This is a genomic window from Pseudoxanthomonas sp. GM95, assembly GCF_900109775.1.
GTDB lineage: Bacteria > Pseudomonadota > Gammaproteobacteria > Xanthomonadales > Xanthomonadaceae > Pseudoxanthomonas_A.
The window spans coordinates 666,662-690,948 of sequence record NZ_FOAX01000002.1; the positions used below are offsets into that span (position 1 = coordinate 666,662).

The window sequence follows — 24,287 nt, forward strand, 5'->3', positions numbered from 1 at the left end:
AAGCATGACTACGCGTGATGATGCAAATCACGCCTCTTCACGCCGAGGCTGGAAATAGCCTGTTTTCGATCGAAATCCGGATGTGTGCGCATCGCGCCGAGCCCGGTGCGACGCGCTTTCCGCGCCGCACCGGGGAGTGCATCAGAACGTGAAACGCACGCGGCCGTAGTAGTACGCGCCGTTGCTGCCGATCGGCGAGAGGACGTCGTAGGGCAGGTTGCCGAAGTAGCTGATGTCCGGGATCGATTCGTCCGGATACTGGTCGGTGAGGTTCTGTCCGCCGATGGCGATGCTCCACTGCGGCGTGATGCGGTATTCGACTTCCGCGTCCAGCTGGTATTCGGCGCTGTAGGTCTGCGTCGGCGTGAAGCCGCCGCCGAAATCGAACACGCGCGTGGCGGTGCCGTAGCGGCTCAGACGCGAGGTCAGCGACCACTGGTCGCTGGTCCAGCTGGCGGCGATGGCCGCACGCGTGCGCGGGGTGGCTTCGGTCAGCGTGTTGCTTTCCTCCACGCCGAACAGCACGTAATCCGGATCGAGCGCGAGCAGTTCGCCCGGCGTGCCGACCAGGTTCTTCAGTTCGGTCTTGGCGTAGCTGTAGGTGCCGGTGAGCAGCAGCGTGCCCTGGCCCAGCGCGTGGCGCCAGTTGCTGACCAGCTCCGCGCCACGGGTGCGGGTGTCGGCGGCGTTGACGAAGAAGCTGGCGCTCTGCACGCCGGCCACGCCGAAGTTGTCCTGCACGAAGCCGGTGAGCGCATCGCCGCTGATGTCTTCGGACAGCGCGATGCGGTCGTCGATATCGATCTGGAAGAAATCCAGCGACACATCGAAGCTCGATCCGATCCGGCTGGTGAAGCCGAAGCTGTAATTGACCGACTTCTCCGGCTTGAGCTGCTGCGCGCCCAGCGCCTGGGCGATCGGGTTGTTGACCGACAGGATGCGGCCCTGGACCAGCTGGCCGGAGGCGTCGTAGCCGGTGGACGTGGCTTCGTAGCCGATCTGGCTCAGCGACGGGGCGTGGAAGTTGTTCGAGATCGCCGCGCGCACAGCGAAGGCCGGGACGAATTCATAGCGGGCGGCGAGCTTGCCGGTCCACTGGCTGCCGAAGTCCTGGTAGTGCTCGTAGCGGCCGGCGATGTCGGTGGAGAAGTGATCGCCGAACTGGCTGGACAGGCTGCCGTAGGCGCTGGCGACATTGCGCGACAGGTCGGCCTCGTCCTGCGGGGTGAGGCCACCGCCGGCCTGTGAGCCGGTCGGGCGATCGGTGAACGGACCCGCCGCATAGCTGGCCGGATCGCCGGCGTGGGTGCGGTACTGCTCGCGACGGAACTCCACGCCGGTGCCCAGCGTGTGCGAACCACCGATCGCGTCGAAGCCACGGCTCAGATCCAGATTGGCCACGGTCTGGTCGAAGGCGTAGTCGCCGGTCTTGAAGCGGGTCGGGCTGGACGGCCCCAGTGAGGCATTGAGCGAATGCTTCAGCCGGTAGGTGAAGTCGTTGTGGCCGTAGTCCAGGCTGGCGTCATAGCTCCATTCGCCCCACTGGCCGCGCGCACCGGCCACGGCCTGCGCATCGCGGTTTTCGCCCAGCGAGATCGGCCGGTAGCCGTTGGGGTAGACCTCCTTGAAGTTGGCCACGCCATCGGGATAGCGGAAGTAGTTGGCGCCCTGGGTATCGCGCTGGTTGTAGGTGCCGAAGGCATAGAACTCACTGGTTTCGCCAAACGGCACTTCGGTGTTGATCCAGGCGTTGAGGTCCTTGGACTTGCCGTCGCCCAGCACGTAGTTGCGCTTGCCGGCCAGGGCCAGGTTGTCCGGGGTCTGGTCTTCGAAATACGGGATCTGATCAAAGCCGGCGCGGTTGGTGCCTTCGCGGTTTTTCAGTTCCAGGCCGACCTTGAAGAAGCCGCCGTCATCGCCGATGCGGCTGCCGGCCTTGGCGCTGAAGAAACTGGTCTGGCCGTCGGTGACAGTCTGGTCGATCGGCTTTACGTCGGTGTGGTTGGCGCCGAAGCTGGCCTCGATGGCGCCGCTGTCCGGATCGTCGTCCAGGATCACGTTGATCACGCCGGCCACCGCATCGGAGCCGTACTGCGCGCCGGCACCGTCGCGCAGCACTTCGATGCGCTTGATTGCGCTGACCGGGATCGCGTTGAAGTCCACCGGCGTGGTGCCCTTGCCGATCTTGCTGTCGGTGTTCACCAGCGCCGAGGTATGGCGGCGCTTGCCGTTGACCAGCACCAGCACCTGGTCGGGCGACAGGCCGCGGAGCTGCGCGGCGCGCACGTGGTCGGCACCGCCGGAGTTGGACTGGCGCGGGAAGTTGAACGAGGGCAGCAGCGCCTGCAGCGCGCTGCCCAGTTCGCCATTGACCACGCCTGCCTTGCGGATGTCCTCGGCGCTCAGTACGTCCACCGGGGAGGTGGATTCGAGCACCGTGCGGTTGCTGGCGCGGGTGCCGGTGACGATCACCGTGTCCAGGTTGGTGGCGGTGTCGGCGGTCTGGGCGAGGGCGGGCGCGGACAGCGCCAGGGCGATGGCCAGGCCAAGCGGCGCGGCGGCGGGAGAGGGCATGGGGCGGGAACTCCGGTCGATCAGGAAAGAGGGCCGGGAGATCTAGTCCATTACATCCATCCGGATAGAGCGATATATTATTCGGGCGTTAAGGCGTTTGCCATGCCGTGTTGATGCGGCCATCGCATGGACACATGCGAACCGGTGATATGGCGCCCGTGCCCGCATCCCTCACACTGCGCCGTTTTTCCGGAGATCCCCATGCTGCTGCGTCCCCTCCTGCTTGCCTCCCTGCTGGCCCTGGGCGCCTGCGCCACCACGCCGGGTGCCGCGCCGGTCGCCTCGACCACCGCCTCGATGCAGGGCGACGCGGCGCGTCCGGCCGCAGCCACCGGCTGGGTGCGCAGTGAGCTGTATTTCGGCGTGGGCGAGGAAAGTGGTCCCGCCGATCGCCCGCAGGCCGAGCCGATCAGCGAGGAGAAATGGCGCGCCTTCCTGGACAAGGAAGTGACGCCTCGCTTCCCCGACGGCCTGACCGTGTTCGACGCCTACGGCCAGTGGCTGTTCCGCGGCGATGCCGAGCCCAACCGGCTCAAGACTAAGGTGCTGGTGGTCCTGCACGAGGACACGCCCAAGCGCCGCGCCGACATCGAGGCGATCCGCCTGGCGTGGAAGCAGGCCACCGGCCACCAGTCGGTGCTGTGGTCGCGCCAGCCGGTGGAAGTCTCGTTCTGAGCGTGGCTTGATGGCAGGCCTCCCACAGGCCTGCCTGCCATGTCACTGACTGATTCCGCCGCACCAGCTGCTCGCTTCGCGCTTCGCGAAGACGACCTGAGCGGCGCGCAGATCCGCGCGCTGCTCGAATACCACCTGCGCCAGATGCACGCGAACTCGCCGCCGGGCAGCGTGTTCGCGCTGGATCTCTCCGGCTTGCAGGCGCCGGGCATGACGGTCTGGAGCGCGTGGTGCGACGACGCGCTGGTCGCCGTCGGCGCGCTCAAGGACTGGGGCGACGGCACTGGCGAACTCAAGTCGATGCGCACCCATCCCGACCACCTGCGCCAGGGCGCCGCCGCGGCCGTGCTGGAACACATCCTCGGTGTGGCCCGCGCGCGCGGCCTGCAGCGCGTCAGCCTGGAAACCGGCTCAGGCGAAGCCTTCGAACCCGCGCTGGCGCTGTACCGCAAACGCGGCTTCAGCAACGGCGACGCGTTCGGCGATTACGTCGCCAGCGACTTCAACCAGTTCCTGCATCTGTCGCTTGTAGCGCCCGACGGGCACTGAAGAGCGTCGGCGTTGGCAGTACCGCCAGCAGCGCGGCGCCGACGAGGAGCGCGGCGCCGCTCCAGCCCCAGTAGCCGAGGCGATCATCGAGCCACAGGGCGGCGAAAACCGCGCCGAAGGCCGGCTCGCAACCGCTGAGGAGGGCGACGCGGGTGGCGCTGCGATATCGCGCGCCGAGGTTCTGCGCGCCCGTGGCGAACACGGTGCAGCCGATCACCAGCCAGGCGATGGCCAGCCACAGGCCGCTGGCCTGGGTGAGGCCCGGCAGCGCGACCGCCTGGCCGGGGATCAGCCAGATCGCCAGCAATGCGCCGAGTGCGACCACGCCCGACTGCACACCGGTCAGGGCCAGCGCAGGCAGCGGGCGACGCAGCATCTGCTGGCGGGTCAGCACGCCCAGCGCAGTGCGGCTCAGCGCCGCGCCCAGGATCAAGCCGTCGCCCAGCTGCAGGTGCAGGCCGCCGCCGGCGGTGAGCAGCACCACGCCGGTCAGAGACGCGACGCAGGCAACGGCTTCAAGGATGCGCGGGCGGCGGCCGAGCCAGGCCCATTCGGCCAGCGGCGTGAATACCAGGCACAGGCTGATCAGCAGCGCCGCGTGCGAGGCGCTGGTGTGCAGCACGCCCCAGCATTCCAGGGTAAGGGTCAGCAGCACCAGGCCGCCCAGGCCAGCGACACGCGCCCAATCCGCACGCGGCAGACGCAGGCGTAGCCACGCCGGTGCCAGCAGCAAACTGGCCAGGCCGAACCGCAGGGCCAGCAACACCGCGACCGGCACCCAGTGCAGCGCGGTCTGGGTAACGCCATAGCTGGTCGCCCAGACCAGCGCGGACAGCACCAGCAGCAGGTCGGGCCAGCCGAGGTTGGAGCGAGAAGGCGACATGGCGCACCGGCATCAGGAGGGGAGCGTCAGTCTGGTTTGATGCGCACAATCCGATAATCTGGCAGACCGGCATATCAGCTGTGCCTGCCACGCACGAATTGAATCACCCACGAGGAGCCGCCTTGGACGACATCGACCTGATCGCCCTGCTGCCGGACATGGCCGCCTTCGTCCACGTGGTGGAGGCCGGTAATTTCTCGGCCGCGGCGCGGCGGCTGGGCGTCACGCCCTCGGCCGTGAGCCGGCAGGTGCAGCGGCTGGAACAGGCATTGTCGGTGCGCCTGATCGAGCGCTCCACGCGCCGGCTGCGCGTGACCGAAGCCGGCGAGGCGGTCTGCGCGCGCTGTCGCGAGATGACCCAGGCCGCCAGCGGCGCGTTCGAGGCGGCCGGACAGTTGCAGGCCACGCCGCGCGGGCTGGTGCGCCTGAGCGCGCCGGTGGCCTACGCGCGACACCTGATCCATCCGCATGTGCCGGCGTTCCTGGCGCTGTATCCGCAAGTTGACCTGCAACTGTTGCTGCTGGATCGGCTGGTCGATCCGATCGCCGAAGGCGTGGACCTGGTGCTGCGGGTGACCGACCAGCCATTCGAAGGCTGGGCCGCGCGGCCGCTGCATCCGGTCGGCCATGTGCTGTGCGCGTCGCCGGGCTACCTGCAGGCGCATGGCACGCCGCTGCATCCGCGCGAGCTGGCCACGCACCAGTGCCTGCACCTGGGCGAATCGCGCGAAGACCAGCGCTGGAAATTCCTACGCGGCAGCGAGCGCGCGCAGGTGAGCGTGCGCGGCCGCTATGCCGCCAACCACAGCGCGGTACGCGCCGATGCCGCCGCGCAAGGACTGGGCATCGCGTCGCTACCGGATTTCGTCGCGCGGCCGTGGCTGGACGAGGGCCGCCTGCAATCCGTGCTGGACGACTGGCGTTTCCAGCCGCCGGCCTATGCCGGCACCGCGTGGTTGCTGTATCCGCCCAACCGCTATCTGCCGCCCAAGGCGCGCGTGCTGGTGGATTTCCTGGTCGAACGGCTGGCTGTGTCCTAGCAATGCCGTTGTCGCGCGGCGGTGCGAACGCCTAGGATCGCGTTCCCACTGCGTCGGCGCCCCCTGCATGTCTGCTGCTTCCCCACAAACTTCGGCGCGTCCGCGCTGGATCGTCGCTGGCGATCTCAACGGTTTCTTCGGCCTGGTGGTCGACAACCTGTCGATCCTGGGCTTCATCGCGATGGCGCTGGTGGGGATCTTCCAGTTTCCGGCCGAGGTGGTGTTCGGCCGCATGTTCCCGGGCACGGCCTTCGGTGTGCTGGTGGGCAACCTGGCCTATACGTGGATGGCGCGCCGCCTGGCGCAGCGCACCGGGCGCGACGATGTCGCCGCGATGCCGCTGGGCCTGGATGCGCCGACCAGCATCGGCATGGCGCTGCTGGTGCTGGGCCCGGCGTTCGCTGCGTTCAAGGCTGGCGGCATGGCACCCGATGCGGCGGCGATCGCCACCTGGCAGCTGGGCATGGCCTCGCTGGTGATCATGGGCGTGTTCAAGGTGGTGCTGTCGTTCTTCGGCGAAGCGGTCACGCGCGCGCTGCCGCGGGCGGCGCTGCTGGGCTCGATCGCCGGCATCGCGCTGGTGTTGATGGGTTTCCTGCCGCTGCTGGAGACCCTCAAGTCGCCGGTGGTCGGCCTGCTCACGCTGGGCCTGCTGCTGTACGTGCTGATCGCCAAGGGGCGGTTGCCGATCAAGTTGCCGGGCGTGCTGGTGGCCTTCGTCATTGGCACGGTGCTGTATTACGCGCTGGGCCTGGCGGGCCTGGGCGCGCCGGGCTTCAAGCTGCCGGCGCTGGTGGCACCGCACATCGCGCTGCCGCTGCCGTCGCTGGGCTTCATCACCGGCCTCACCTATGCGATGCCTTACCTGCCACTGCTGCTGCCGTTCGGCCTGCTGATGGTGGTCGGTGGCATCAACGTGTCGGAAAGCGCGCGCGCCGCGGGTGATGATTACCGCACCCGCGACATCCTGCTGGTCGAGGCCATCGCCACGCTGGTGGCCGGCATCTGCGGCGGCGTCGCGCAGACCACGCCCTATATCGGCCAGCCGGCCTACAAGCACATGGGCGCGCGAAGTGGCTACACGCTGTTGACCGGCTTGTTCATCGGCATCGGCGGCATGCTGGGCATCGTCTCGATGCTGGTGCAGTGGCTGCCGCTGGCGGTGCTGTCGCCGATCATCGTGTACGTGGCGATCGACATCACCACCCAGGCGTTCCAGGCCACGCCGCAGAAGCACGCCGGCGCGATGGTGCTTGGCTTCCTGCCGTCGGTGGCCTATCTGCTGCTGATCAAGGCGCACAGCTGGATTCCATTCGAGCAGTTCGGCGCGATGACCACCACGCTCGACGGCCACGGCCTGCCAGAGATGGCGGTGATCCTGCTGCTGGGCAACGGCTTCATCATCACCGCGATGCTGTGGACCAGTGCGGTGGCGGCGATGGTCGATGGCGCGCTGCGCCGCGCTGCGGCGTTCTGGCTGGTGGCGGCGGTGCTGACGCTGTTCGGCGTGATCCATTCGGTGGCACCCAACGGCGCGCTGACCCTGCCGTGGCAGCTCGAAGGCCTGGCTCGCACGATGAGCCTGCAGTTCACCGGCGCCTACGTCGCGCTGGCGCTGCTGATGGGCGTGCTGTCGCTGTGGCAGGTGCGCCCGGCGGCCAAGGCGTGAGCTTCCAAACAGGGATTCCCATGCGTTTGATCTTTGCTGTCGCGGGCCGTCGTGTCCGACGTGCGCTGTTGTGCGTGTGCCTCGCGCTGTTTGCGATCGCGCCGGCCTGGGCGGCCTCGCCCGTGCGCGCGCCGTGGTGGAACGATCTGCCGCCGATGCAGGCCACCCAGGTCCACGGCCAGACCATCCGCTACTACGACATGGGCCACGGGCCGACTCTGGTGCTGCTGCACGGCCTGGGCAGCAGCGCGGGCTTCGACTGGGGCACGGTGATCCCCGAACTGGCCAAGCACTACCGCGTGCTGGCGCCAGACCAGCTGGGTTTCGGGCAATCGGACAAGCCGCTGATCAACTATGGGCCGGCAACCTGGGTGGACATGCTGGGCGGCTTCCTCAAGGACCGCGGCGTGACCCGCTTCGACCTGGCCGGCGAATCGCTGGGCGGCTGGATCGCCGGGCTCTACACCGCGCGTGCGGCCGATCTCGGCTATCCGCTGCCGCAGCGGCTGGTGCTGGTCGATGCCGGAGGCCATCCGTCGATGAAGCCCGTCGCCGGCGCGCCGGCGTCGGCCAGCGTGCTGCCGGTGCTCTCGATCGCCTCGGTGCGCGAAGGCCTGTCGAAGTACGTCTTCCACGATCCGGCGCTGGTCACGCCCGCGGTGGCCGAACAGGCCTTCGCCCTGCGCCTGTCCGAAGGCTCGCAGTACACCCAGGACAGCTTCCGCAGGAACCTGGCCGGCAGCGACGCGGTGTTCCTGGACCAGGCCACGCTCGCCGGGCTGAAGCTGCCGGTGCTGGTGGTCTGGGGCGAACAGGATCGCCTGGTGTCGCCGGCCCATGGCGCGGATTTCACCGCCTGGATTCCGGGCGCGCGCCGGGTGCTGATTCCCGACGCGGGCCATGCGCCGGCGGTCGAACAGCCGCAGGTGTTCCTGCAGGCCGTGCTGCCGTTCCTGCAGCAACCCTGAAGCGCGCCCCGCGCGCTGCGGAACCCTCGGGCGAGGCTGCGGTCGGAACAGGGTGTTGGTTTTTCAGGATGTTGCTGTATGCAAACCCGTTCGTCGTCTTCTTCGATCCCGTGGTGGTCGGTGGTCCTGGTCGTGCTGGTCATCGGTGCAGCGGGCTGGTGGTTGTTCAAACCGGCTACGCAACCGCAGGCGCCAGTGGCCGAGGTTCCGCAGTCGCCTGCGCCAGCGGCCCCTCCCGCGGAACCCACGGCGCCTGCCGCTTCGACGCCGGCGATCGAACATCCCATCGACGCCGCCGTGTCGGCCGATGCGGCCGCCCCCGCGCTGCCTGCACTGGCCGACAGCGATGCGCCGGCCTGGGACGCGTTGTCGCAGGTGGTGGGCGATGACGGCGCGCTGGCGCTATTGCTGCGGGAGCATCTGATCCAGCGCATCGTGGTGATGGTCGACAACCTCACCCAGCGTAGTCTCACCCGCAGCGCGATGGCGGTGCAGCCGGTGGCAGGCAACCTGGAGGTTGCCGATGGCGGCGCCGGCATGGTGATCACGCCGGCCAACGCGCAGCGCTATGCGTCTTATGTGCAGGCCTTCACCCATGCCGATGCAAAGGCCCTGGTGGGCGCGTACAAACAGTTCTATCCGCTGTTCCAGGCGGCTTATGCCGAGCTGGGCAAGCCCGATGCCTACTTCAACGATCGCCTGGTGCAGGTGATCGACCACCTGCTCAATACGCCCGAGCCGACCCAGCCGATCGCGGTGGAACCCAACGGCAAGGGCCGCCTGCGCTTCAGCGACCCGATGCTCGAATCGCTCTCGGTCGGCCAGAAGGCGCTGGTGCGCCTGGGTCCCGAACAGGAAGCCGCGGTGAAGGCACAGCTGCGCGCGATCCGCACCGCGCTGACCCGCATGTAAGCGCGGCGCCGCATCAGGCGGCGTCCAGCTCCGGATAGTGGCGGAAGATGCCGTTGGTGTTGAAGGCTACGCGCCGCTCCGAGGCCAGGTAGGCGGCGAGGTTGGGCCGCTGCGCGACGCGGCCCTTCAAACCCTGCAGCAGCGGCAGGGTCGGCGCCAGCGTGGCCATGCGCTTGGGGAACATGTACTCCAGTCCACTCAGGACCTGGAACAGCGACAGATCCACGTACGAATGCTGGCGCAGGACGTGCTGGCCGCCGCCCTGTTCCAGCACGTCCTCGAAATAGCCGAGGAATTTCGGCAGGCGATTGCTGCGCAGGTCCTCGGCACGACGCGCGGCCTCGGCCTGCTGGTCTTCGTAGTACAGCGACGACGCAACGGGGTGATGGGTGTCGTGCACTTCGGCGACCAGGTCGGTGATGGTCATCTGCAGCTGTAGCGCCTGCAGGCGGCGCGATTCGGCTTCAGGCACCAGCTCCAGGTGCGGGCCAAGGTAATGCAGGATCGCCGCGACCTGCGCGATCACCAGGCGCCCGGCCTTGAGGAAGGGCGGGGCGAATGGACGCGCGGCCTCGTGCTGGCCTTCCAGGAAGGCATTCATCGCCGCGTCGCCCTCCACGCGCGCCACGTCGGTGTACTGCGCGCCGGCGTCTTCCAGCGCCAGGCGCACGAACTCACCGCGTCCCTGCAGGCCGGTCCAGTAATAGAGCTGGTAATGCATCGTGGAACTCCACGCAGTGGGGAACACCCGAGGCTAGGCAATGGCGCGCAAGCGCAACGTGATCCGTTCGTATGGATCAGGTCAGTGCGGCATCGTGTGCCGTCGCGTCCTGGAGCCAAGCCAGCTTGCGCGCCCTGGGCAACTGCTTGAGCTGCCATTCGGCGCGCGAGGCGCTGGCGCGATCGGGATAGACGCGGCTGGCGAGGATGCGCAGCGGCGGATTGGCCCGCGTGTAGCGTGCGCCGGTGCCGCGCTGGTGGGCGAGGAAGCGGCGCTCCAGGTCGTTGGTGATGCCTGCGTACCAGCTGCCGTTGCGGCATTCCAGCAGGTACAGCAGCCAGGGGCGGGGCAGGTCGGTCATCGCGCGCAGTATGCCGCGACCGCGCGCGCCAACAAAAAAAGCCTGCCGCTTGCGCGACAGGCTTTTTGTCTTGCATCACCGCGCAGTGCACATCGCACCGTGCGGTGAGATCGATCTGCGTGGCGCGATCAGAGCGCCTGCATTTCCTTGTTGCTGGTGTCCTTCTTGTCCACCGGCAGCACTTCCGGCTGCGCAGGCACCGCCGGGTTGCTCACGCCCGGGGCCGGGTCGGTCGCATCGGTGTGCTCGGGCACTTCCAGGTATGGCAGGTTCAGGGCCTGGCTGGTCATGCGGCGGATTTCATTGGTGCGCGCGGCGCTGTCGTTGATCTGCTCGCCGTAGGAAGGAATGATCGCCTTCAGGCGGGTTTCCCAGCCGGTGGCCATTTCCTTCGGGAAGGCCTTGGCCAGCACCTTGAGCATGATCGGCGGCGACGTCGACGCGCCCGGCGAGGCGCCCATCAGCGCGGCGATGGTGCCGTCCTTGTCGGCGACGATCTCGGTGCCGAACTGCAGGCTGGTCTGGCCGGTCTTCTCGTCACGCTTGATGATCTGCACGCGCTGGCCGGCGGTGATCAGCTTCCAGTCTTCGCGCTTGGCTTCGGGGAAGTAACGCAGCAGCTGTTCCTGGCGGTCGGCGTCGGTCAGCTTGGCCTGTTCCATCAGGTACTTGACCAGGTCCAGGTTCTCTTCGCCCACCTTCATCATGCCGGCCACGTTGTTGTGGTTGACCGAGGAATACAGGTCCCACTGCGAGCCTTCCTTCAGGAACTTGGTGCTGTACAGCGCGAACGGCCCGAATAGCACGACCGGCTTGCCTTCCAGCTTGCGCGCGTCGATGTGCGGCACCGACATCGGCGGCGAGCCGGTATCGGCCATGCCGTAGACCTTGACCTTGTGGCGCTCGGCGATGGCCGCGTTCTGGATCGCCAGGAACTGGCCGCCCACCGGGAAGCCGGCGTAGTTCTTCGATTCCGGGATGCCCGACATCTGCAGCAGCTTCAGCGCCGCGCCGCCCGCACCGATGAACACGAAGCGCGTCTTGACCGTGCTGGTCGTGCCGGCCTTCAGGTCCTTGGTGGTGACATTCCAGGTCTTGTCGGCGTTCTGATGCAGGCCCACTACTTCATGCTGCAGCTGCAGGTGGAAGTTGGGGTTCTTCTGCAGCGAGGCCGTCAGCTGGTTGGTGATCACGCCGAAGTTCACGTCCGTGCCCAGTGGCATGTAGGTCGCGGCGACCTTCTGCTTCGGATCACGGCCTTCCATCACGATCGGCGCCCACTTGCGGATCTGCTCCGGGTCGGTGGAGTACTGCATGCCGTAGAACATCGGGTTCTTGACCATCGCGTCGTGGCGCTTGCGCAGGTATTCGACGCGGTCGTCGCCCCAGACGAAGCTCATGTGCGGGGTCGGGTTGATGAAGTCCGAGGGCTGGCCCAGGCGGCCTTCCTTCACCTCGTGCGCCCAGAACTGACGCGACACCTCGAACTGCTCGACGATGCCGACCGCGCGCTTGGTCTCGATCGAGCCATCGGGCAGTTCCGGGGTGTAGTTGAGCTCGGCGTAGGCCGAGTGGCCGGTGCCGGCGTTGTTCCAGCCGTTGGAGCTTTCCAGGGCCACGCCGTCCAGGCGCTCGAACAGCTGCACGTTCCAGTCCGGCTGCAGTTCCTGCAGGTAGGTGGCCAGGGTGACGCTCATGATGCCGCCGCCGATCAGCACGGCATCGACCGGCTTGTCGTTGTCGGCCTTGGTGTTGGCGTCGTTGGCGATCGGCCAGAACAGGAACGCGAGTCCTGCGACGGCCACGATCAGGACCAGCCCGATCAAATATTTGAGGAATTTCTTCATGGGAATGTGGAGTGCATCGTCGACGAAGGGGTGGGGTCTTCCGGGTGACGCTCGGCTGCCAGGACCGCGCTGCGCCGTCGATGCAAAACGTCATGCCGACGACGCCTTCCGTCCTGGATGGCAGACAACCTTGGGGGAGGTTGGGACGAAAAAGCATCACGTGATGCTTTTTCGGCCTGAGCGGAATTGTACCGGCTGGATCGCGTCAGTGCTTCGGACGAAAAAACGTCTTATGCCGGGGCGGCCCGCAAGGTGGAACGCCGCCGGACCCGGCGCCAGGCCGGTTCCTGCTTGAATTTCAGGCGCTTATCCACATCTCAGCGGCATTGGCGCCGGTTCGGGCGCCCCCTGATCCGAGGATGCTTTCAATGCGGATGGACAAACTTACCTCGCGCTTCCAGCAGGCCCTGGCCGATGCGCAGTCGCTGGCCGTGGGCCGCGACCACAATTTCATCGAGCCGGTGCACCTGCTGGTGGCGCTGCTGGACCAGGCTGGCGGCAGCACCCGGTCGCTGCTGCAGCAGGCCGGCGTCAACGTGCCGGTGCTGCGCGAGCGCCTGGGCGAATCGCTGGAGGCGCTGCCCAAGGTCACCGGCCAGGCCGGCAACCTTTCGGTCGGTAACGACTTGAGTCGCCTGCTCAACCAGACCGACAAGCTGGCCCAGCAGCATGGCGATGCCTTCATCGCCAGCGAGTGGTTCGTGCGCGCGGCGGTGGACGACAGCGGCCCGATGGGCATGGCGCTGCGCGCGGCGGGCGCGGACAAGAAAAAGGTCGAGGCGGCGATCGACAAGATCCGCGGCGGCGAGACCGTGCAGAGCGAGAGCGCCGAGGACCAGCGCCAGGCGCTGGAGAAATACACCATCGACCTGACCGAGCGTGCCGAAAGCGGCAAGCTCGATCCGGTGATCGGCCGCGACGAGGAAGTGCGCCGCACGATCCAGGTCCTGCAGCGGCGCACCAAGAACAACCCGGTGCTGATCGGCGAGCCGGGCGTGGGCAAGACCGCGATCGTCGAAGGCCTGGCGCAGCGCATCGTCAATGGCGAGGTGCCGGAAAACCTGAAGAACAAGCGCGTGCTGTCGCTGGACATGGGCGCGCTGATCGCCGGCGCCAAGTTTCGTGGCGAGTTCGAAGAGCGCCTCAAGGGCGTGCTCAACGACCTGTCCAAGAGCGAAGGCCAGATCATCCTGTTCATCGATGAGCTGCACACGATGGTCGGCGCCGGCAAGGCCGATGGCGCCATGGACGCGGGCAACATGCTCAAGCCCGCGCTGGCCCGCGGCGAGCTGCACTGCATTGGCGCGACCACGCTCGATGAATACCGCAAGTACGTGGAGAAGGACGCCGCGCTGGAGCGCCGCTTCCAGAAGGTCTATGTCGGCGAGCCGTCGGTGGAGGACACCATCGCGATCCTGCGTGGGCTGAAGGAGCGCTATGCGGTGCACCACGGCGTGGAGATCACCGACCCGGCCATCGTCGCGGCGGCCACGCTCTCCAACCGCTACATCGCCGACCGCCAGCTGCCGGACAAGGCCATCGACCTGATGGACGAAGCGGCCAGCCGCATCCGCATGGAGATCGATTCCAAGCCGGAGGAACTGGACCGCAAGGAGCGTCGCCTGATCCAGCTCAAGATCCAGCGCGAGATGCTCAAGAAGGAGAAGGACAGCGAATCGGCCAAGCGCCTGGCCGACCTGGAAGCGGACATCGACACGCTGGAACGCGAGTTCTCCGACCTCAACGAAGTCTGGAAGGCCGAGAAGGCCGCGCTGCAGGGCGCAACCAAGATCAAGGAGCAGATCGAGGCCGCGCGCGTCGAGCTGGAAGCCGCGCAGCGCCGCCAGGACTACGCCCGCATGAGCGAGATCCAGTACGGCCAGCTGCCGCAGCTGGAGCAGCAGCTTGCCGCCGCACAGGCCGCCGAGCAGCAGGATTTCAAGCTGGTGCAGGACCGCGTGACGGCCGAGGAAATCGCCGAAGTCGTCTCGCGCTGGACCGGCATCCCGGTCAACAAGATGCTCGAAGGCGAGCGCGAAAAGCTGCTGCAGATGGAGCAGCAGCTGCACACGCGCGTGGTCGGCCAGGAAGAGGCGATCAAGGTCGTGTCCGATGCGGTGCGCCGTTCGCGCGCCGGCTTGTCCGATCCCAATCGCCCGGGCGGCTCGTTCCTGTTCCTGGGCCCGACCGGCGTGGGCAAGACCGAGCTGTGCAAGGCGCTGGCCGATTTCCTGTTCGATAGCTCAGACGCGATGATCCGCATCGACATGAGCGAGTTCATGGAGAAGCATTCGGTGGCGCGCCTGATCGGGGCGCCGCCGGGCTACGTGGGCTATGAGGAAGGTGGTTACCTGACCGAGGCGGTGCGCCGTCGTCCGTATTCGCTGATCCTGCTGGACGAGGTGGAGAAGGCGCACGGCGATGTGTTCAACATCCTGCTGCAGGTGCTGGACGATGGTCGCCTCACCGACGGCCAGGGCCGCACGGTGGACTTCCGCAACACCGTCATCGTGATGACCTCCAACCTGGGCAGCCAGCTGATCCAGGAGATGAGCGGCGACGATTCGCCCGAGGCCTACCTGCAGATGAAGTCCTCGGTGATGGGCGTGGTGCAGGCGCATTTCCGCCCGGAGTTCGTGAACCGGCTGGACGACATCGTCGTGTTCCATCCGCTGGACAAGGCGCAGATCCGCCAGATCGCCAAGATCCAGCTGCGCGGGCTGGAAGCGAGACTGCGTGAGCGCGGCATCGGGCTGGACGTGGCCGACGGCGCGTTCGACGTGCTGGGCGATATCGGCTTCGATCCGGTCTACGGCGCGCGGCCGCTGAAGCGGGCCATCCAGCAGCAGCTGGAAAATCCGCTGGCCACCAAGATCCTGTCCGGCGCGTTCGCCAACGGCGATACGGTCAAGGTCGATGCCGAAGGCGGGCAGCTGAGCTTCACCAAGGGCTGAGCAATCCAGCAAGATCGGGCACGCGGCCGGCCTGTCCGGCCGCGATGCTGTTGGCATTCCCCAGCCTGGAGCCGCCATGAAGCCCGGATCGCAACATGACTACCAGCAGCGCATCGCGCGCGTCCTGACGCGCGTGGAGCAGGCCGTGGACGCCGGCGAGGAACTACCGGACCTGGCCAAGCTCGCGGCCCTGTCGCATTTCTCGCCCTATCACTTCCATCGCATCTACCGCGCGCTGACCGGCGAGACCCTGGGCCGCAGCCTGGGTCGGCTACGCCTGGCGCGCGCGCTGCATCTGCTTGCCGATGAAGGCCGCTCGATCACCGAGGTCGCGCTGGCCGCCGGCTACGGCAGCTCGCAAGGCTTCGCGCGCGTGCTGCGCGACGCGCTCGATACCACGCCAAGCGCGCTGCGCGAGGATGGCAAGGCCTTGGCCGCAGCGCGCACGCGCCTGCTGCAGCCGGCAGCAATTGCCGATCACAGCGAGGCGCCGTTGCAGGTCAGCGTGGTTTCGCTCGAGCCGTTCGAGGTGATCGCGCTGCGCACGGTCGGCCAGTACGACGACCTGGACCAGGTCTATACGCGCCTGTTCGACTGGGTGGCGCAGGCCGGGTTCCTGGATCGGCTGGATGGCTTGTTCGGCATCGCCGGCAACGACCTGCGCGATACGCCGCCGGCCGAGGTGGTGTTCACCAGTGCGCTTGGCGTGCCGGGCGTGGTGCCGCCTGCGCCGATGCAGCAGCTCAAGCTTGAAGGCGGGCGCTACGCCAGCCTGCGCCATATCGGCAGCTTCCTGGGACTGGAAGACAGCACCGACCGACTGTTGGCGCAGTGGCTGCCGGACAGCGGCGAAGCCCTGCGCGACGCACCGATCCTCTATGCCTATCTCGATGATCCCGAGCACGTGCCCGAGCCGCTGCTGCGCACCGACATCCTGGTGCCGCTGGCCTGATGCGCTGAAAAGAAGAAGCCCCGCAGTGCGGGGCTTCTGTCTGTGCAGCAAAAGACTGAGGCGGCGCCTCAGAAGTCGTAGCTCAAACTCAGGCGCGCGTAACGCGGTTCCTGGCGGATGGTGACGGTGTTGAACAGCGGATTGGGCGAGAACGGCGCGTTCTCGCTGAAGGCGTAGCGCTGCAGCGGCGTCTGCGCATTGAGCACGTTGAACACGTCCACGCCGAAGGTCAGGCGATGCGCGGCGAAGGCCGGGCTGTAGCTCACGCCCAGGTCCAGCTGCTTGACCCACGGCATCCGGCCCTGGCTACCCGGAGGCGCCGGTTCGCCATTGCAGAAGTGATAGACGCTGCCATAGCCCAGCGGATCGGTCTGGTCACTGCCGTAGTAGCTCAGGCAGTGGCGCGGCGTGCCGGAGATCGCGCTGACGCTGGCCGAGGCCAGCCACTCGGGCGTGAACTGGTAATAGCCGTAGAACTTCACCTGGTGGGTGTGGTCGTTGTTCTGCGGGCCGTTGGTGTAGGCCATGATCGCTTCGTTGTCCCAGTCGTAGCTGGTCGAGGTGCCGGACTGGCTGGCGTCGGAGCGCACCTGGCCTTCGGTGTTGCCGTAGCTGCGCGACCACACGTAGCTGAACTTGCCGTACCAGTTGTTTTCCATCGGGTGTTCCAGCACCGCCTCGACGCTGTAGTAGCGGCGCTTGAGCTGCGGGAAGCCCAGCTCGTCGTTGGTCATCGGCACGCTGACGTAGTTGCCGCTGGTGTCCTTGAGCAGGAAGGTGTTGGCGCGACCCGGATTGAACAGGTAGCAGCTGTTGTAGTTCTCGATGTCGTATCCCAGGCTCTGCGCCTTCTCCACCACCTGGCTCATCGAGCAGAAGTCGTCGATGGCGTTGCGCAGGTTGCGGAAGGTGCCTTTCACGCCATAGGCCCAGCTGCTGCCCAGGGTCTTGTCGAAGCCCAGGATGAATTCGTCCTGGTATTCGGGCTCGATGTTGGCGGTGCTGGCGGTCTTGGGATCGGGCGCCTGGCCATACTGGTTGAGCGAGGAATACGGCTCGGAGATCTGGGTCAGGCCGGTCGGCGTGCCATCGGCGGCGATGCCGCTGTAGGTGAAGTACTGCGCGGTGTTGATCGCGTTGGACGCGGCCACCAGCGCCGGGTTGAGCGGCAGGCCCAGGTAATAGCGGCCGGCGTTGCCGTAGAGCTTGAGGCTGGAGTCGCCGTGCACGTCCCACGCCACGCCCAGGCGCGGCGCCCACTGCGGTTTTTCCTGGCGGATGTAGGGCTGGCCGCCGGCGTCGTCGTTGATGAACTGGTCGTTGCGCAGGCCCATGCTGAGCAGCAGGTTGGGCGTGACCTGCCAGCGGTCTTCGATGTACTGCGCCTTCTGCGAGGAGCTGATCGTGGCCGACTGGCTGTAGACGTTCTGCTGCACGTAATAGCCGCCGGCGCCATTGGCGTAATCGGCCACCGCGCCGATGCCGGCATCGGCGTTGATCGGCGAAGTCGGCGCGCTGGTGTACTGGTAGCTCCAGTTGTAGCCCGGTCCGCTGGAACGCGCGCCCTGGCTGGCCGCGATCGACTTGAGGTTGTCGATGCCGGCGCTGAGCGTGTGGTTGCCCAGCACCCAGCTCAGGTCCAGGCGCAGGTTGCTGGTCTGGTTGCCCTGGCCGGGATCGGAAATGCTGTCCACGGTCTGGCTGTTGGTGATCGGCGTACCGCCGTTGAGCGCCGGGTTCTGGTTGCCCGCGTCATAGATGTACGGCAGCGAGGCGTCGTAGTTGCCCGGCACCGAGTAATTGCGCGTGCGCATCTTGCCGTAGGTACCGCTGAAGGTCAGCGTGTCGGTCAGGTAGTTGGTGTACTTGGCCACCCACAGGTTGCCGCCGGTCTCGGTCTTGTTGGCCGAGTTGACGTAGTCGCCGCGCGTCTTGTCGCTGTAGTCGTAGGTGTAATACGAGCCCCAGGTCTTGTAGCGGTCCGACACGCCGGTCAGCTCCAGCATCTGGCTGTCGGTGATGTTCCAGTCGATCTTCGCGTAGCCCTTGGGCATCTGGTAGCTGTAGTCCAGCAGCGCGTTGCTGGGGTTGGTGTCCACGGTATTGACCGTGGTGCCGCTGCTGCGCTCCAGCTCGACGCTGGCGAAGAAGAACAGGCGATCCTTGATCAGCGGGCCGCCGGCATACAGCGCGGTGCTCCAGTCATCCTTGTGGTCGTCGCCCTTGTAGCTGTAGAGATAGGGATCGCCTTCGACCGGCGAGTTGGGCAGGCCGTTGGCGTAATAGCTGCTGTCGGATTTGGAACGCGCCCAGTTCGGCTCCCACACCATCTGGAAGCCATAGTGCCATTCGTTGGTGCCGCGCTTGCCGATGACGTTGATCACGCCGCCGTCCGAGCGGCCGTATTGCGCGCTGTAGCCGCCGGTATAGGTTTCCTGCTGCGAGATCGCGCCATAGGGCAGGCTCAGGCCACCGGCGGCGTTGAGCGGATCGGTCGTGTTGAAGCCGTTGACGTAGTAGGCGTTCTCGGTCGGCGAAGAACCGCCGAAGCTCACCAGCGAGCGGCCAGTAGTGCTGGTGAAGCCGCCGCTGTTGTTGACCGCGCCCGGCGCCAGCTTGGCGATGTCCTCGGCGCTGCGGCCCAGCGGCAGTTTGCGCAGCTGGTCGGCGACGATGACGGTGCGCGAATCGGTCGAGGACACATCGATCGGCGGCGTCGCGCTGGCGCTCACCTTGACCGCGGCCAGGTCGGTCGCGCCGCCGCTCGGTGTCGCGTCGGTGGCGAAGGACACCTCGCTGGCCGCGCCGACCTTGACCAGTACGTGCTGGGACTGGATCACCGCGCCCTGCTGCAGCAGCTCGACGGTGTATTCGCCCACGGCCAGCGGCGGCGACTTGTAGCGGCCATCGCCATCGACCGGCAGGTCACGCGCCGCGCCGGTGGCGCTCTCGATGCGGATGCTGACGCCGCTGCCCGGCGCTTGGCCGAACAGCGTGCCGGTGGTGGACTGGGCAAAGGCGGGTGTCGCGACCGCCAGGCCCAGGGCCAGGCACAGGACGCGACGGTGGGAGAGGCAGGAGGAGCGGCTGGACATGGCGGAACTCTCCAAAGGCAGGGCACAGGCGTCCGTCCGGTGCGCTTGAGGCCCGGTGCAGGTCGCGGAAAACGAGGTCAAATCAGGGCCGCCCGGCGCGTGGTGGACGCGTGCGGGAGGCCGTGTCGTCGCGGCATTGCGTCGCGTCCTGCGAAACGTGGCACGTCCTGTATTTCAAATTTTTAGCAGCGAGAAAACGTTTTCACAACGGCTTGCCCACGGTCGCGAATTTTTCGCGTCGGCCCCTGCCTCGACAGGAATTCCCCGCGTCGGCCGCCAGGCCACCAGCAGACTGTGCTGTGCGCTGACACACGCCGGGCACGCCAGCCGTCTCGCCCCGGCGCGTTGCGCCGCGCGGCGTCCAATTTCTTGCGCTGAGTCACTTTGCGTTGCCAAACCGCTGCCGATGCCACGCGGCTCCATGCATGATGGGACCCATGGGGGAACGCCAGCTTTCATTGTTGAAGACCACGCTGCTCCTCGGCGTGCTGGGCCTGCTGCTGCAGCGGGTCACCATCGGCTATCCCTCGTTCCTTAGTCGCGCCACCGAGATGGCCTCGCTGGTCCATCTGCAGGCCGGCCTGTTGCTGGCGGTGGCGATGCTGTTCCGGCAGACGCGGGTGGTGGCCGGGGTGTTCGGCATCCTGTTCCTGGGCTGGATCGTGGACTGGCTGTTCTTCATGGGCGGGCGCTGGCAGGACATCGTGGTGGGCGCGGTGGCTTACACGCTGTTGTTCGGCTGGACCTTGGCCTGCGCGCGCCTGATGGGCTGGCCACGCGAAGGCGCTGCGGTCCAGCTGCAGCTGCGCGACCTGCCGCCGTTCGTGGGCGTGGGCCTGCTGCTGTATCCGGTGGGTATCGCGCTGATCGGCTGGCTGGCCTCGTGGCAGCTGTTCGTGGCCGAGGAGCGCCTGCCGGTCACCGTGGAAGTGTTCTTCGCCAAGCTGTTCGGCGTGCTGGTGGTGACCCTGCCGTTGGTGACCGGCTGGGCCGAACGCCGCACGCCGGTGCCGCGTTCGCTGCGGATCAGCTCCTTCGGTTGGCTGCTGGTGCTGGTGCTGGCGGTGGCGGCCAGCTACACCTTCGAGCATTACCTGCGGGCGCAGCTGGGCCTGCACGGCGGGCGCGCATTGCCGCTGATGGATTTCCGTTTCGTGTTGTTCGTGCTGCTGGGCGTGGCGGTGATCCGGCTGCGCTATCCGGTGGCGATGGCCCTGCTCAGCGCCAGCCTGCTGCTGGTGGCCTACGGCGCGGCCAATGCGGCCACCGCCAGCAACACGCCGCTGGGCTTCATCAACCTGCTGCACATCGCGGTGGAACTGGGCGTGCTGCAGGTGGCGATGCTGTATCTGCTGATCATCCTGCGCAACGGCCGCGCCAACGCGCGCCGGCTGGACGAGGAAACCCGCCGCGACACAGTCACCGGCCTGCCCAACCTCAAGGCACTGCGCAGCGGCGCCGCCGCGCAGCCCCGCGCGCCCACCCATCGCCAACTTGGTTATCTGGTGCTGGACCGCACCGAAGACCTGATCTCGGTCTATGGCCTGGACGTGCAGGCCGAGGTCATGACCCAGGCCGCCGGGCGCCTGGGCGAGGACGTGCAGGCCTTCGTGGTGGGCACCGGCCAGCTGGTGGTGCTGCCGACGGCCTCGGCCGACATGGCCGATTGCTGGGACCGGCTGATGGCCGGCCTGCAGCACGTGCAGATTCAGGCCGGCGGCGGCCGTTTCCGGCTGCTGCCGTACCTGGGTGTGGCCGCGTTCGACGAAGACACCCAGGACGCGCTGGAGTCGGCCGTGCGCAGCGCCTCGCAGCTGGCGTTCCAGGCGCGCCACAACAGCGAGCTCAACCCGCTGCTGCACGACCCGGAAGAAACCCGCGTCGGCGCCTGGCAGACGGTGAGCGGCGCGGCCGATGCGCTGGCGCTGCTGCGCAACGACCAGGTCGAGCTGCATTTCCAGCCGATCCAGCGCCTGGACCCGGCCACCGGCGCGATCGATCCGGGCCAGACCATGCATGGCGAAGTGCTGTGCCGGCTGCGCGACGACGACGGCACGCTGCTGATGCCCGGCGCGTTCCTGCCGCAGGTCGAGGCGGTGGGCCGTGGCGCCGAGCTGGACCTGGCGGTGGTACGGACCCTGTTCGCCCAGCTCGCCGCGCAGCCGCAGGCGGTGCCGCGCTTTGCCCGCCTGAGCGTCAACCTCACCGGCCAGAGCCTGGCCTCGGCCGGCTTCGGTCGCAAGCTGCTGGCGCTGATGGACAGCGCACCGATCCCCGGCAGCCAGTTGATCTTCGAAATCACTGAAACCGCCGCGATCCTGCAGGCCAGCACCGCGCGCGAACTGCTGGACCGGCTGCGCGAGCGCGGCTGCCTGATCGCCATCGACGATTTCGGCGTGGGCATGCAGAGCTTCGAGCGGCTCAAGACCCTGCCGGTGGACATGATCAAGATCGACGGCTCGTTCGTGCGCAACGTCGCCGCCGGCGGCAAGGACCACGCCGTGGTCCAGGCCTGCGTCGCGGTGGCGCAGGCCTTCGGCGCGCAGACCGTGGCCGAGTTCGTCGAGGACACGCGCACGGCCGAGTGCCTGCATGCGCTCGGCGTGGACTGGGTGCAGGGCTATCTGATCTCGCCCCCGCGACCGCTGCAGCCCTTGCTCGAACAACCCACCGTTTGAGCCATCGCGGCGCGCATGTCGCCGGGAACATAAAAATCTGCGTGATCCAGCGCACGCAATGATTGTGCGGCTGCAGCAACCCTGCCGTTCACATGGCACGATCCGCACCAGCACGCGTGCCATGACGACGCCGCTGCAACAGGGGGCAAGACCAATGAGGGGCTGGGCGGCCACACGGACGGGCAGGATCGTGCTGCTTGGATGTGCGTGCCTGCTGTTGCAGCAGGTCACGGTGGGCTATCGGATCGACTTTGGCGGCGATGTGCAGGACGCATCGCTGGTCCATCTGCACGTGGGGCTGTTGCTGGCGATCGCGCTGCTGGACCGTGACCGCTGGGTGCTGGCTGGCGCGACCGCGTTTGCCTTCGCCGGCTGGTGCGTGCGTCAGAGCGTGTTCGATGGTGGGCCGAGCCTGGTGCTGCTGTGGGGCGCTGGCACCTGGCTGCTCAATTTCTTCTGGATGCTGGCCTGCGCGCGCTGGATCGGCTGGCCGCGCGCGCCGCATCGGGCCCAGTTGCTACGTTCGGAACTGCCGCGCCTGGCGCTGGTGCTGCTGCTGGTCTATCCGCTCGGACGCGCGCTGATTTCGGCCACGGTGCTGGTGATCAACCTGCCGGTCGAGGCGGTGGTCAGCACGGTGTTCCAGACCTTCTTCGCCAAGCAATTCGGCGTGGCGGTGTTGACCCTGCCGCTGATGCTGGCCTGGACCGAAAGCCGTCGCCAGCCGCCGCCCGGTCGTGCCTCGCTGGGCCTGCGTGTCCTCTGGCCGCTGCTGATGCTGGCGACGATGGCGCTGAGCTGGTGGGGTTCGCGCCAGTTGACGCTGGGCTTCTCCTCGACCGGTGCGCTGCCGCCGGTGCTGATGGATTACCGCTTCATGCTGTTCCTGCTGCTGGCCTGGCTGGTGGTGCGCCTGCCGCTGCGCGAGGCGATGCTGGCCCTGTCCAGCGGCCTGCTGCTGCTGGTCGCTGCCGTGGCCGGCACGGCCGAGTACGGCAACACCGCGCTGGGCTTCCTCAACCTGCTGCACATCGCGGTGGAGGTGAACATCCTGCTGGTGGCCATGCTCTACCTGTGGATGGGCCGCCGCGATCGCCTGGCGTTGTCGCAGCGGCTGTCCGAACAGGCCCTGCGCAACAGCGTCACCGGCTTGCCCAACCTGCGCGCGCTGCAGCGCGACCTCAACCAGCAACTCCCGAAACCGCGCGAGTTGGGTTACCTGCTGCTGGATCATGCCGATTCGATGGTCCACGGCTTCGGCGTGGAAACCCAGACCGAGGTGATGCGGACCTCGGCCCGCAAACTGCAGGCGATGGCCAGCGTTTACTACATGGGCACCGGCCAGTTCGTGCTGGTCGCCGAGCGCGGGGCCTGCGACTGGGAACAGCTGATCCACACCCTGGAAGCAGCCGAGATGGACGTCAACGGCCAGCACCTGCGCCTGTCGCCCTACCTGGGCGTTGCACCGCTGCTGGGTCACGATGCCGCCGCGGTGGATGGCGCCCTGCGCGCCGCCTCGCACCTGGCCTTCGATGCCCGCCGCCGCAGCGACGTGCTGCCGCGCTACGCCGCCGATGCCGATCTGCAGCAGCAGGATTGGCAGCTGCGCCAGCTGCACGACACCGGGCAGGCGCTGGACAGCCTGCGTCGCGATCGCATCAGCCTGTATTTCCAGCCGATCGTGCCGCTGCACGGCCGTGGCCACGCGGCCGACAAGCTGTGCGGCGAAGTGCTGTGCCGGTTGTTCGACGAGGCCGGCACGCTGATCCCGCCGCCGCGCTTCATGGCGCCGATCGAGGCCTCCGGCCGCGGCGCCGAACTCGACCTGGCCGTGGTCCGCGCGCTGCGCGGCGAGCTGGAGCGCAACCCGCAGGCGCTGGCTTACTGCGGGCGCATCTCGGTCAACCTGACCGGGCAGAGCGTGGCTTCGCCGAGCTTCCGTTCGGAACTGCGCGCACTGCTGGCCAAGTGGCCGCTGCCGCTGTCCACGTTGTGCTTCGAGATCACCGAGACCGCCGCGATCGCCAGCACCTCGGCCGCGATCGAATTGCTGGAAGAACTGCGCGCGCAGGGCTGCCGCATCGCCATCGACGACTTCGGCACCGGCATGCAGAGCTTCACCCGCTTGAAGGAGCTGCCGCTGGACGAGATCAAGATCGACGGCTCGTTCATCCGCAACATCACCCAGTTCGGCCGTGATCACGCGCTGGTCCAGGCCTGCGTGGCGGTGGCCGAGGCCTTCGGCGCAGAGACCGTGGCCGAGTTCGTCGAGAACGCCGAGACCGAAGCCTGCCTGCGCGCGATGGGTGTGGACTGGGTGCAGGGCCACCTGTACGGCGCGGCGCGGCCGCTGGCACAGATGCTGGCCGAGATCGCCCAGCCGGTGACGGGCACGGCCGACGCCTGAGC

16 protein-coding genes are annotated in these 24,287 nt (G+C 67.4%); 10 read left to right on the forward strand and 6 right to left on the reverse strand.

Translation table 11 applies throughout. The features are described 5' to 3' along the window. Window positions 1–141 precede the first annotated feature (141 nt). Window positions 142–2,574, reverse strand: a complete 2,433-nt coding sequence (locus tag BMZ17_RS11040) for a TonB-dependent receptor plug domain-containing protein (protein ID WP_093138626.1) — start codon at window positions 2,572–2,574, stop codon at window positions 142–144. A 201-nt stretch (window positions 2,575–2,775) separates the two neighbouring features. Here BMZ17_RS11040 and BMZ17_RS11045 point away from each other — a divergent pair, with 201 nt between their 5' ends. After that, window positions 2,776–3,249 (forward strand): DUF3574 domain-containing protein, encoded by a 474-nt coding sequence (locus tag BMZ17_RS11045; RefSeq protein ID WP_175485558.1) that lies wholly within the window; start codon window positions 2,776–2,778, stop codon window positions 3,247–3,249. Between the two features lie 39 nt (window positions 3,250–3,288). Next, window positions 3,289–3,798, forward strand: coding sequence for a GNAT family N-acetyltransferase (locus BMZ17_RS11050; protein WP_093138627.1), 510 nt, complete (start codon window positions 3,289–3,291; stop codon window positions 3,796–3,798). On the opposite strand, the gene BMZ17_RS11055 is transcribed toward BMZ17_RS11050, so the two are convergent. Continuing rightward, window positions 3,752–4,681 carry a DMT family transporter gene (locus BMZ17_RS11055; RefSeq protein WP_093138628.1) on the reverse strand — a complete coding sequence of 310 codons (930 nt, stop codon included), beginning with the start codon at window positions 4,679–4,681 and terminating at the stop codon, window positions 3,752–3,754. The two genes, BMZ17_RS11050 and BMZ17_RS11055, sit on opposite strands and share 47 nt — an antisense overlap. A gap of 122 nt (window positions 4,682–4,803) precedes the next feature. Between BMZ17_RS11055 and BMZ17_RS11060 the strand changes: the two genes are divergently transcribed. The 4 genes from BMZ17_RS11060 to BMZ17_RS11075 all read left to right on the forward strand — a co-directional run bounded on the left by BMZ17_RS11060 (window position 4,804) and on the right by BMZ17_RS11075 (window position 9,270). Then, window positions 4,804–5,721 (forward strand): LysR family transcriptional regulator, encoded by a 918-nt coding sequence (locus tag BMZ17_RS11060; protein WP_093138629.1) that lies wholly within the window; start codon window positions 4,804–4,806, stop codon window positions 5,719–5,721. 67 nt (window positions 5,722–5,788) lie between these two features. Next, on the forward strand, window positions 5,789–7,390 hold the full coding sequence (locus BMZ17_RS11065; protein ID WP_093138630.1) for a hypothetical protein: 1,602 nt from the start codon (window positions 5,789–5,791) through the stop codon (window positions 7,388–7,390). A gap of 20 nt (window positions 7,391–7,410) precedes the next feature. Beyond that, complete coding sequence (locus BMZ17_RS11070; RefSeq protein WP_217645787.1) at window positions 7,411–8,358, forward strand: alpha/beta fold hydrolase; 948 nt, start codon at window positions 7,411–7,413, stop codon at window positions 8,356–8,358. 78 nt (window positions 8,359–8,436) lie between these two features. Beyond that, window positions 8,437–9,270 (forward strand): DUF3014 domain-containing protein, encoded by an 834-nt coding sequence (locus BMZ17_RS11075; RefSeq protein ID WP_093138631.1) that lies wholly within the window; start codon window positions 8,437–8,439, stop codon window positions 9,268–9,270. Between the two features lie 13 nt (window positions 9,271–9,283). Here the strand turns inward: BMZ17_RS11075 and BMZ17_RS11080 are convergent, their stop codons facing one another. The 3 genes from BMZ17_RS11080 to mqo all read right to left on the reverse strand — a co-directional run bounded on the left by BMZ17_RS11080 (window position 9,284) and on the right by mqo (window position 12,199). Then, window positions 9,284–9,991 carry a glutathione S-transferase gene (locus BMZ17_RS11080; RefSeq protein ID WP_093138632.1) on the reverse strand — a complete coding sequence of 236 codons (708 nt, stop codon included), beginning with the start codon at window positions 9,989–9,991 and terminating at the stop codon, window positions 9,284–9,286. Window positions 9,992–10,067: 76 nt separating this feature from the next. Further along, window positions 10,068–10,352, reverse strand: a complete 285-nt coding sequence (locus BMZ17_RS11085; protein WP_093138633.1) for a GIY-YIG nuclease family protein — start codon at window positions 10,350–10,352, stop codon at window positions 10,068–10,070. Between the two features lie 128 nt (window positions 10,353–10,480). Then, window positions 10,481–12,199 (reverse strand): malate dehydrogenase (quinone), encoded by a 1,719-nt coding sequence (gene mqo, locus BMZ17_RS11090; RefSeq protein ID WP_093138634.1) that lies wholly within the window; start codon window positions 12,197–12,199, stop codon window positions 10,481–10,483. Window positions 12,200–12,567: 368 nt separating this feature from the next. On the opposite strand from mqo, the gene clpB reads away from it, so the two are divergent. Together clpB and BMZ17_RS11100 are read left to right on the forward strand one after the other, a co-directional pair. Beyond that, window positions 12,568–15,153: an ATP-dependent chaperone ClpB gene (gene clpB, locus BMZ17_RS11095; RefSeq protein WP_093138635.1), complete on the forward strand. Its 2,586-nt coding sequence runs from the start codon at window positions 12,568–12,570 to the stop codon at window positions 15,151–15,153. Window positions 15,154–15,229: 76 nt separating this feature from the next. Beyond that, window positions 15,230–16,105, forward strand: coding sequence for an AraC family transcriptional regulator (locus BMZ17_RS11100; RefSeq protein WP_093138636.1), 876 nt, complete (start codon window positions 15,230–15,232; stop codon window positions 16,103–16,105). 68 nt (window positions 16,106–16,173) lie between these two features. Here the strand turns inward: BMZ17_RS11100 and BMZ17_RS11105 are convergent, their stop codons facing one another. Next, window positions 16,174–19,200 carry a TonB-dependent receptor plug domain-containing protein gene (locus BMZ17_RS11105; RefSeq protein WP_093138637.1) on the reverse strand — a complete coding sequence of 1,009 codons (3,027 nt, stop codon included), beginning with the start codon at window positions 19,198–19,200 and terminating at the stop codon, window positions 16,174–16,176. 437 nt (window positions 19,201–19,637) lie between these two features. Here BMZ17_RS11105 and BMZ17_RS11110 point away from each other — a divergent pair, with 437 nt between their 5' ends. Both BMZ17_RS11110 and BMZ17_RS11115 read left to right on the forward strand, forming a co-directional pair. Beyond that, window positions 19,638–21,878, forward strand: coding sequence for an EAL domain-containing protein (locus tag BMZ17_RS11110; RefSeq protein ID WP_139202892.1), 2,241 nt, complete (start codon window positions 19,638–19,640; stop codon window positions 21,876–21,878). Between the two features lie 190 nt (window positions 21,879–22,068). Beyond that, window positions 22,069–24,285 (forward strand): EAL domain-containing protein, encoded by a 2,217-nt coding sequence (locus BMZ17_RS11115; protein ID WP_139202894.1) that lies wholly within the window; start codon window positions 22,069–22,071, stop codon window positions 24,283–24,285. Window positions 24,286–24,287 lie beyond the last annotated feature (2 nt).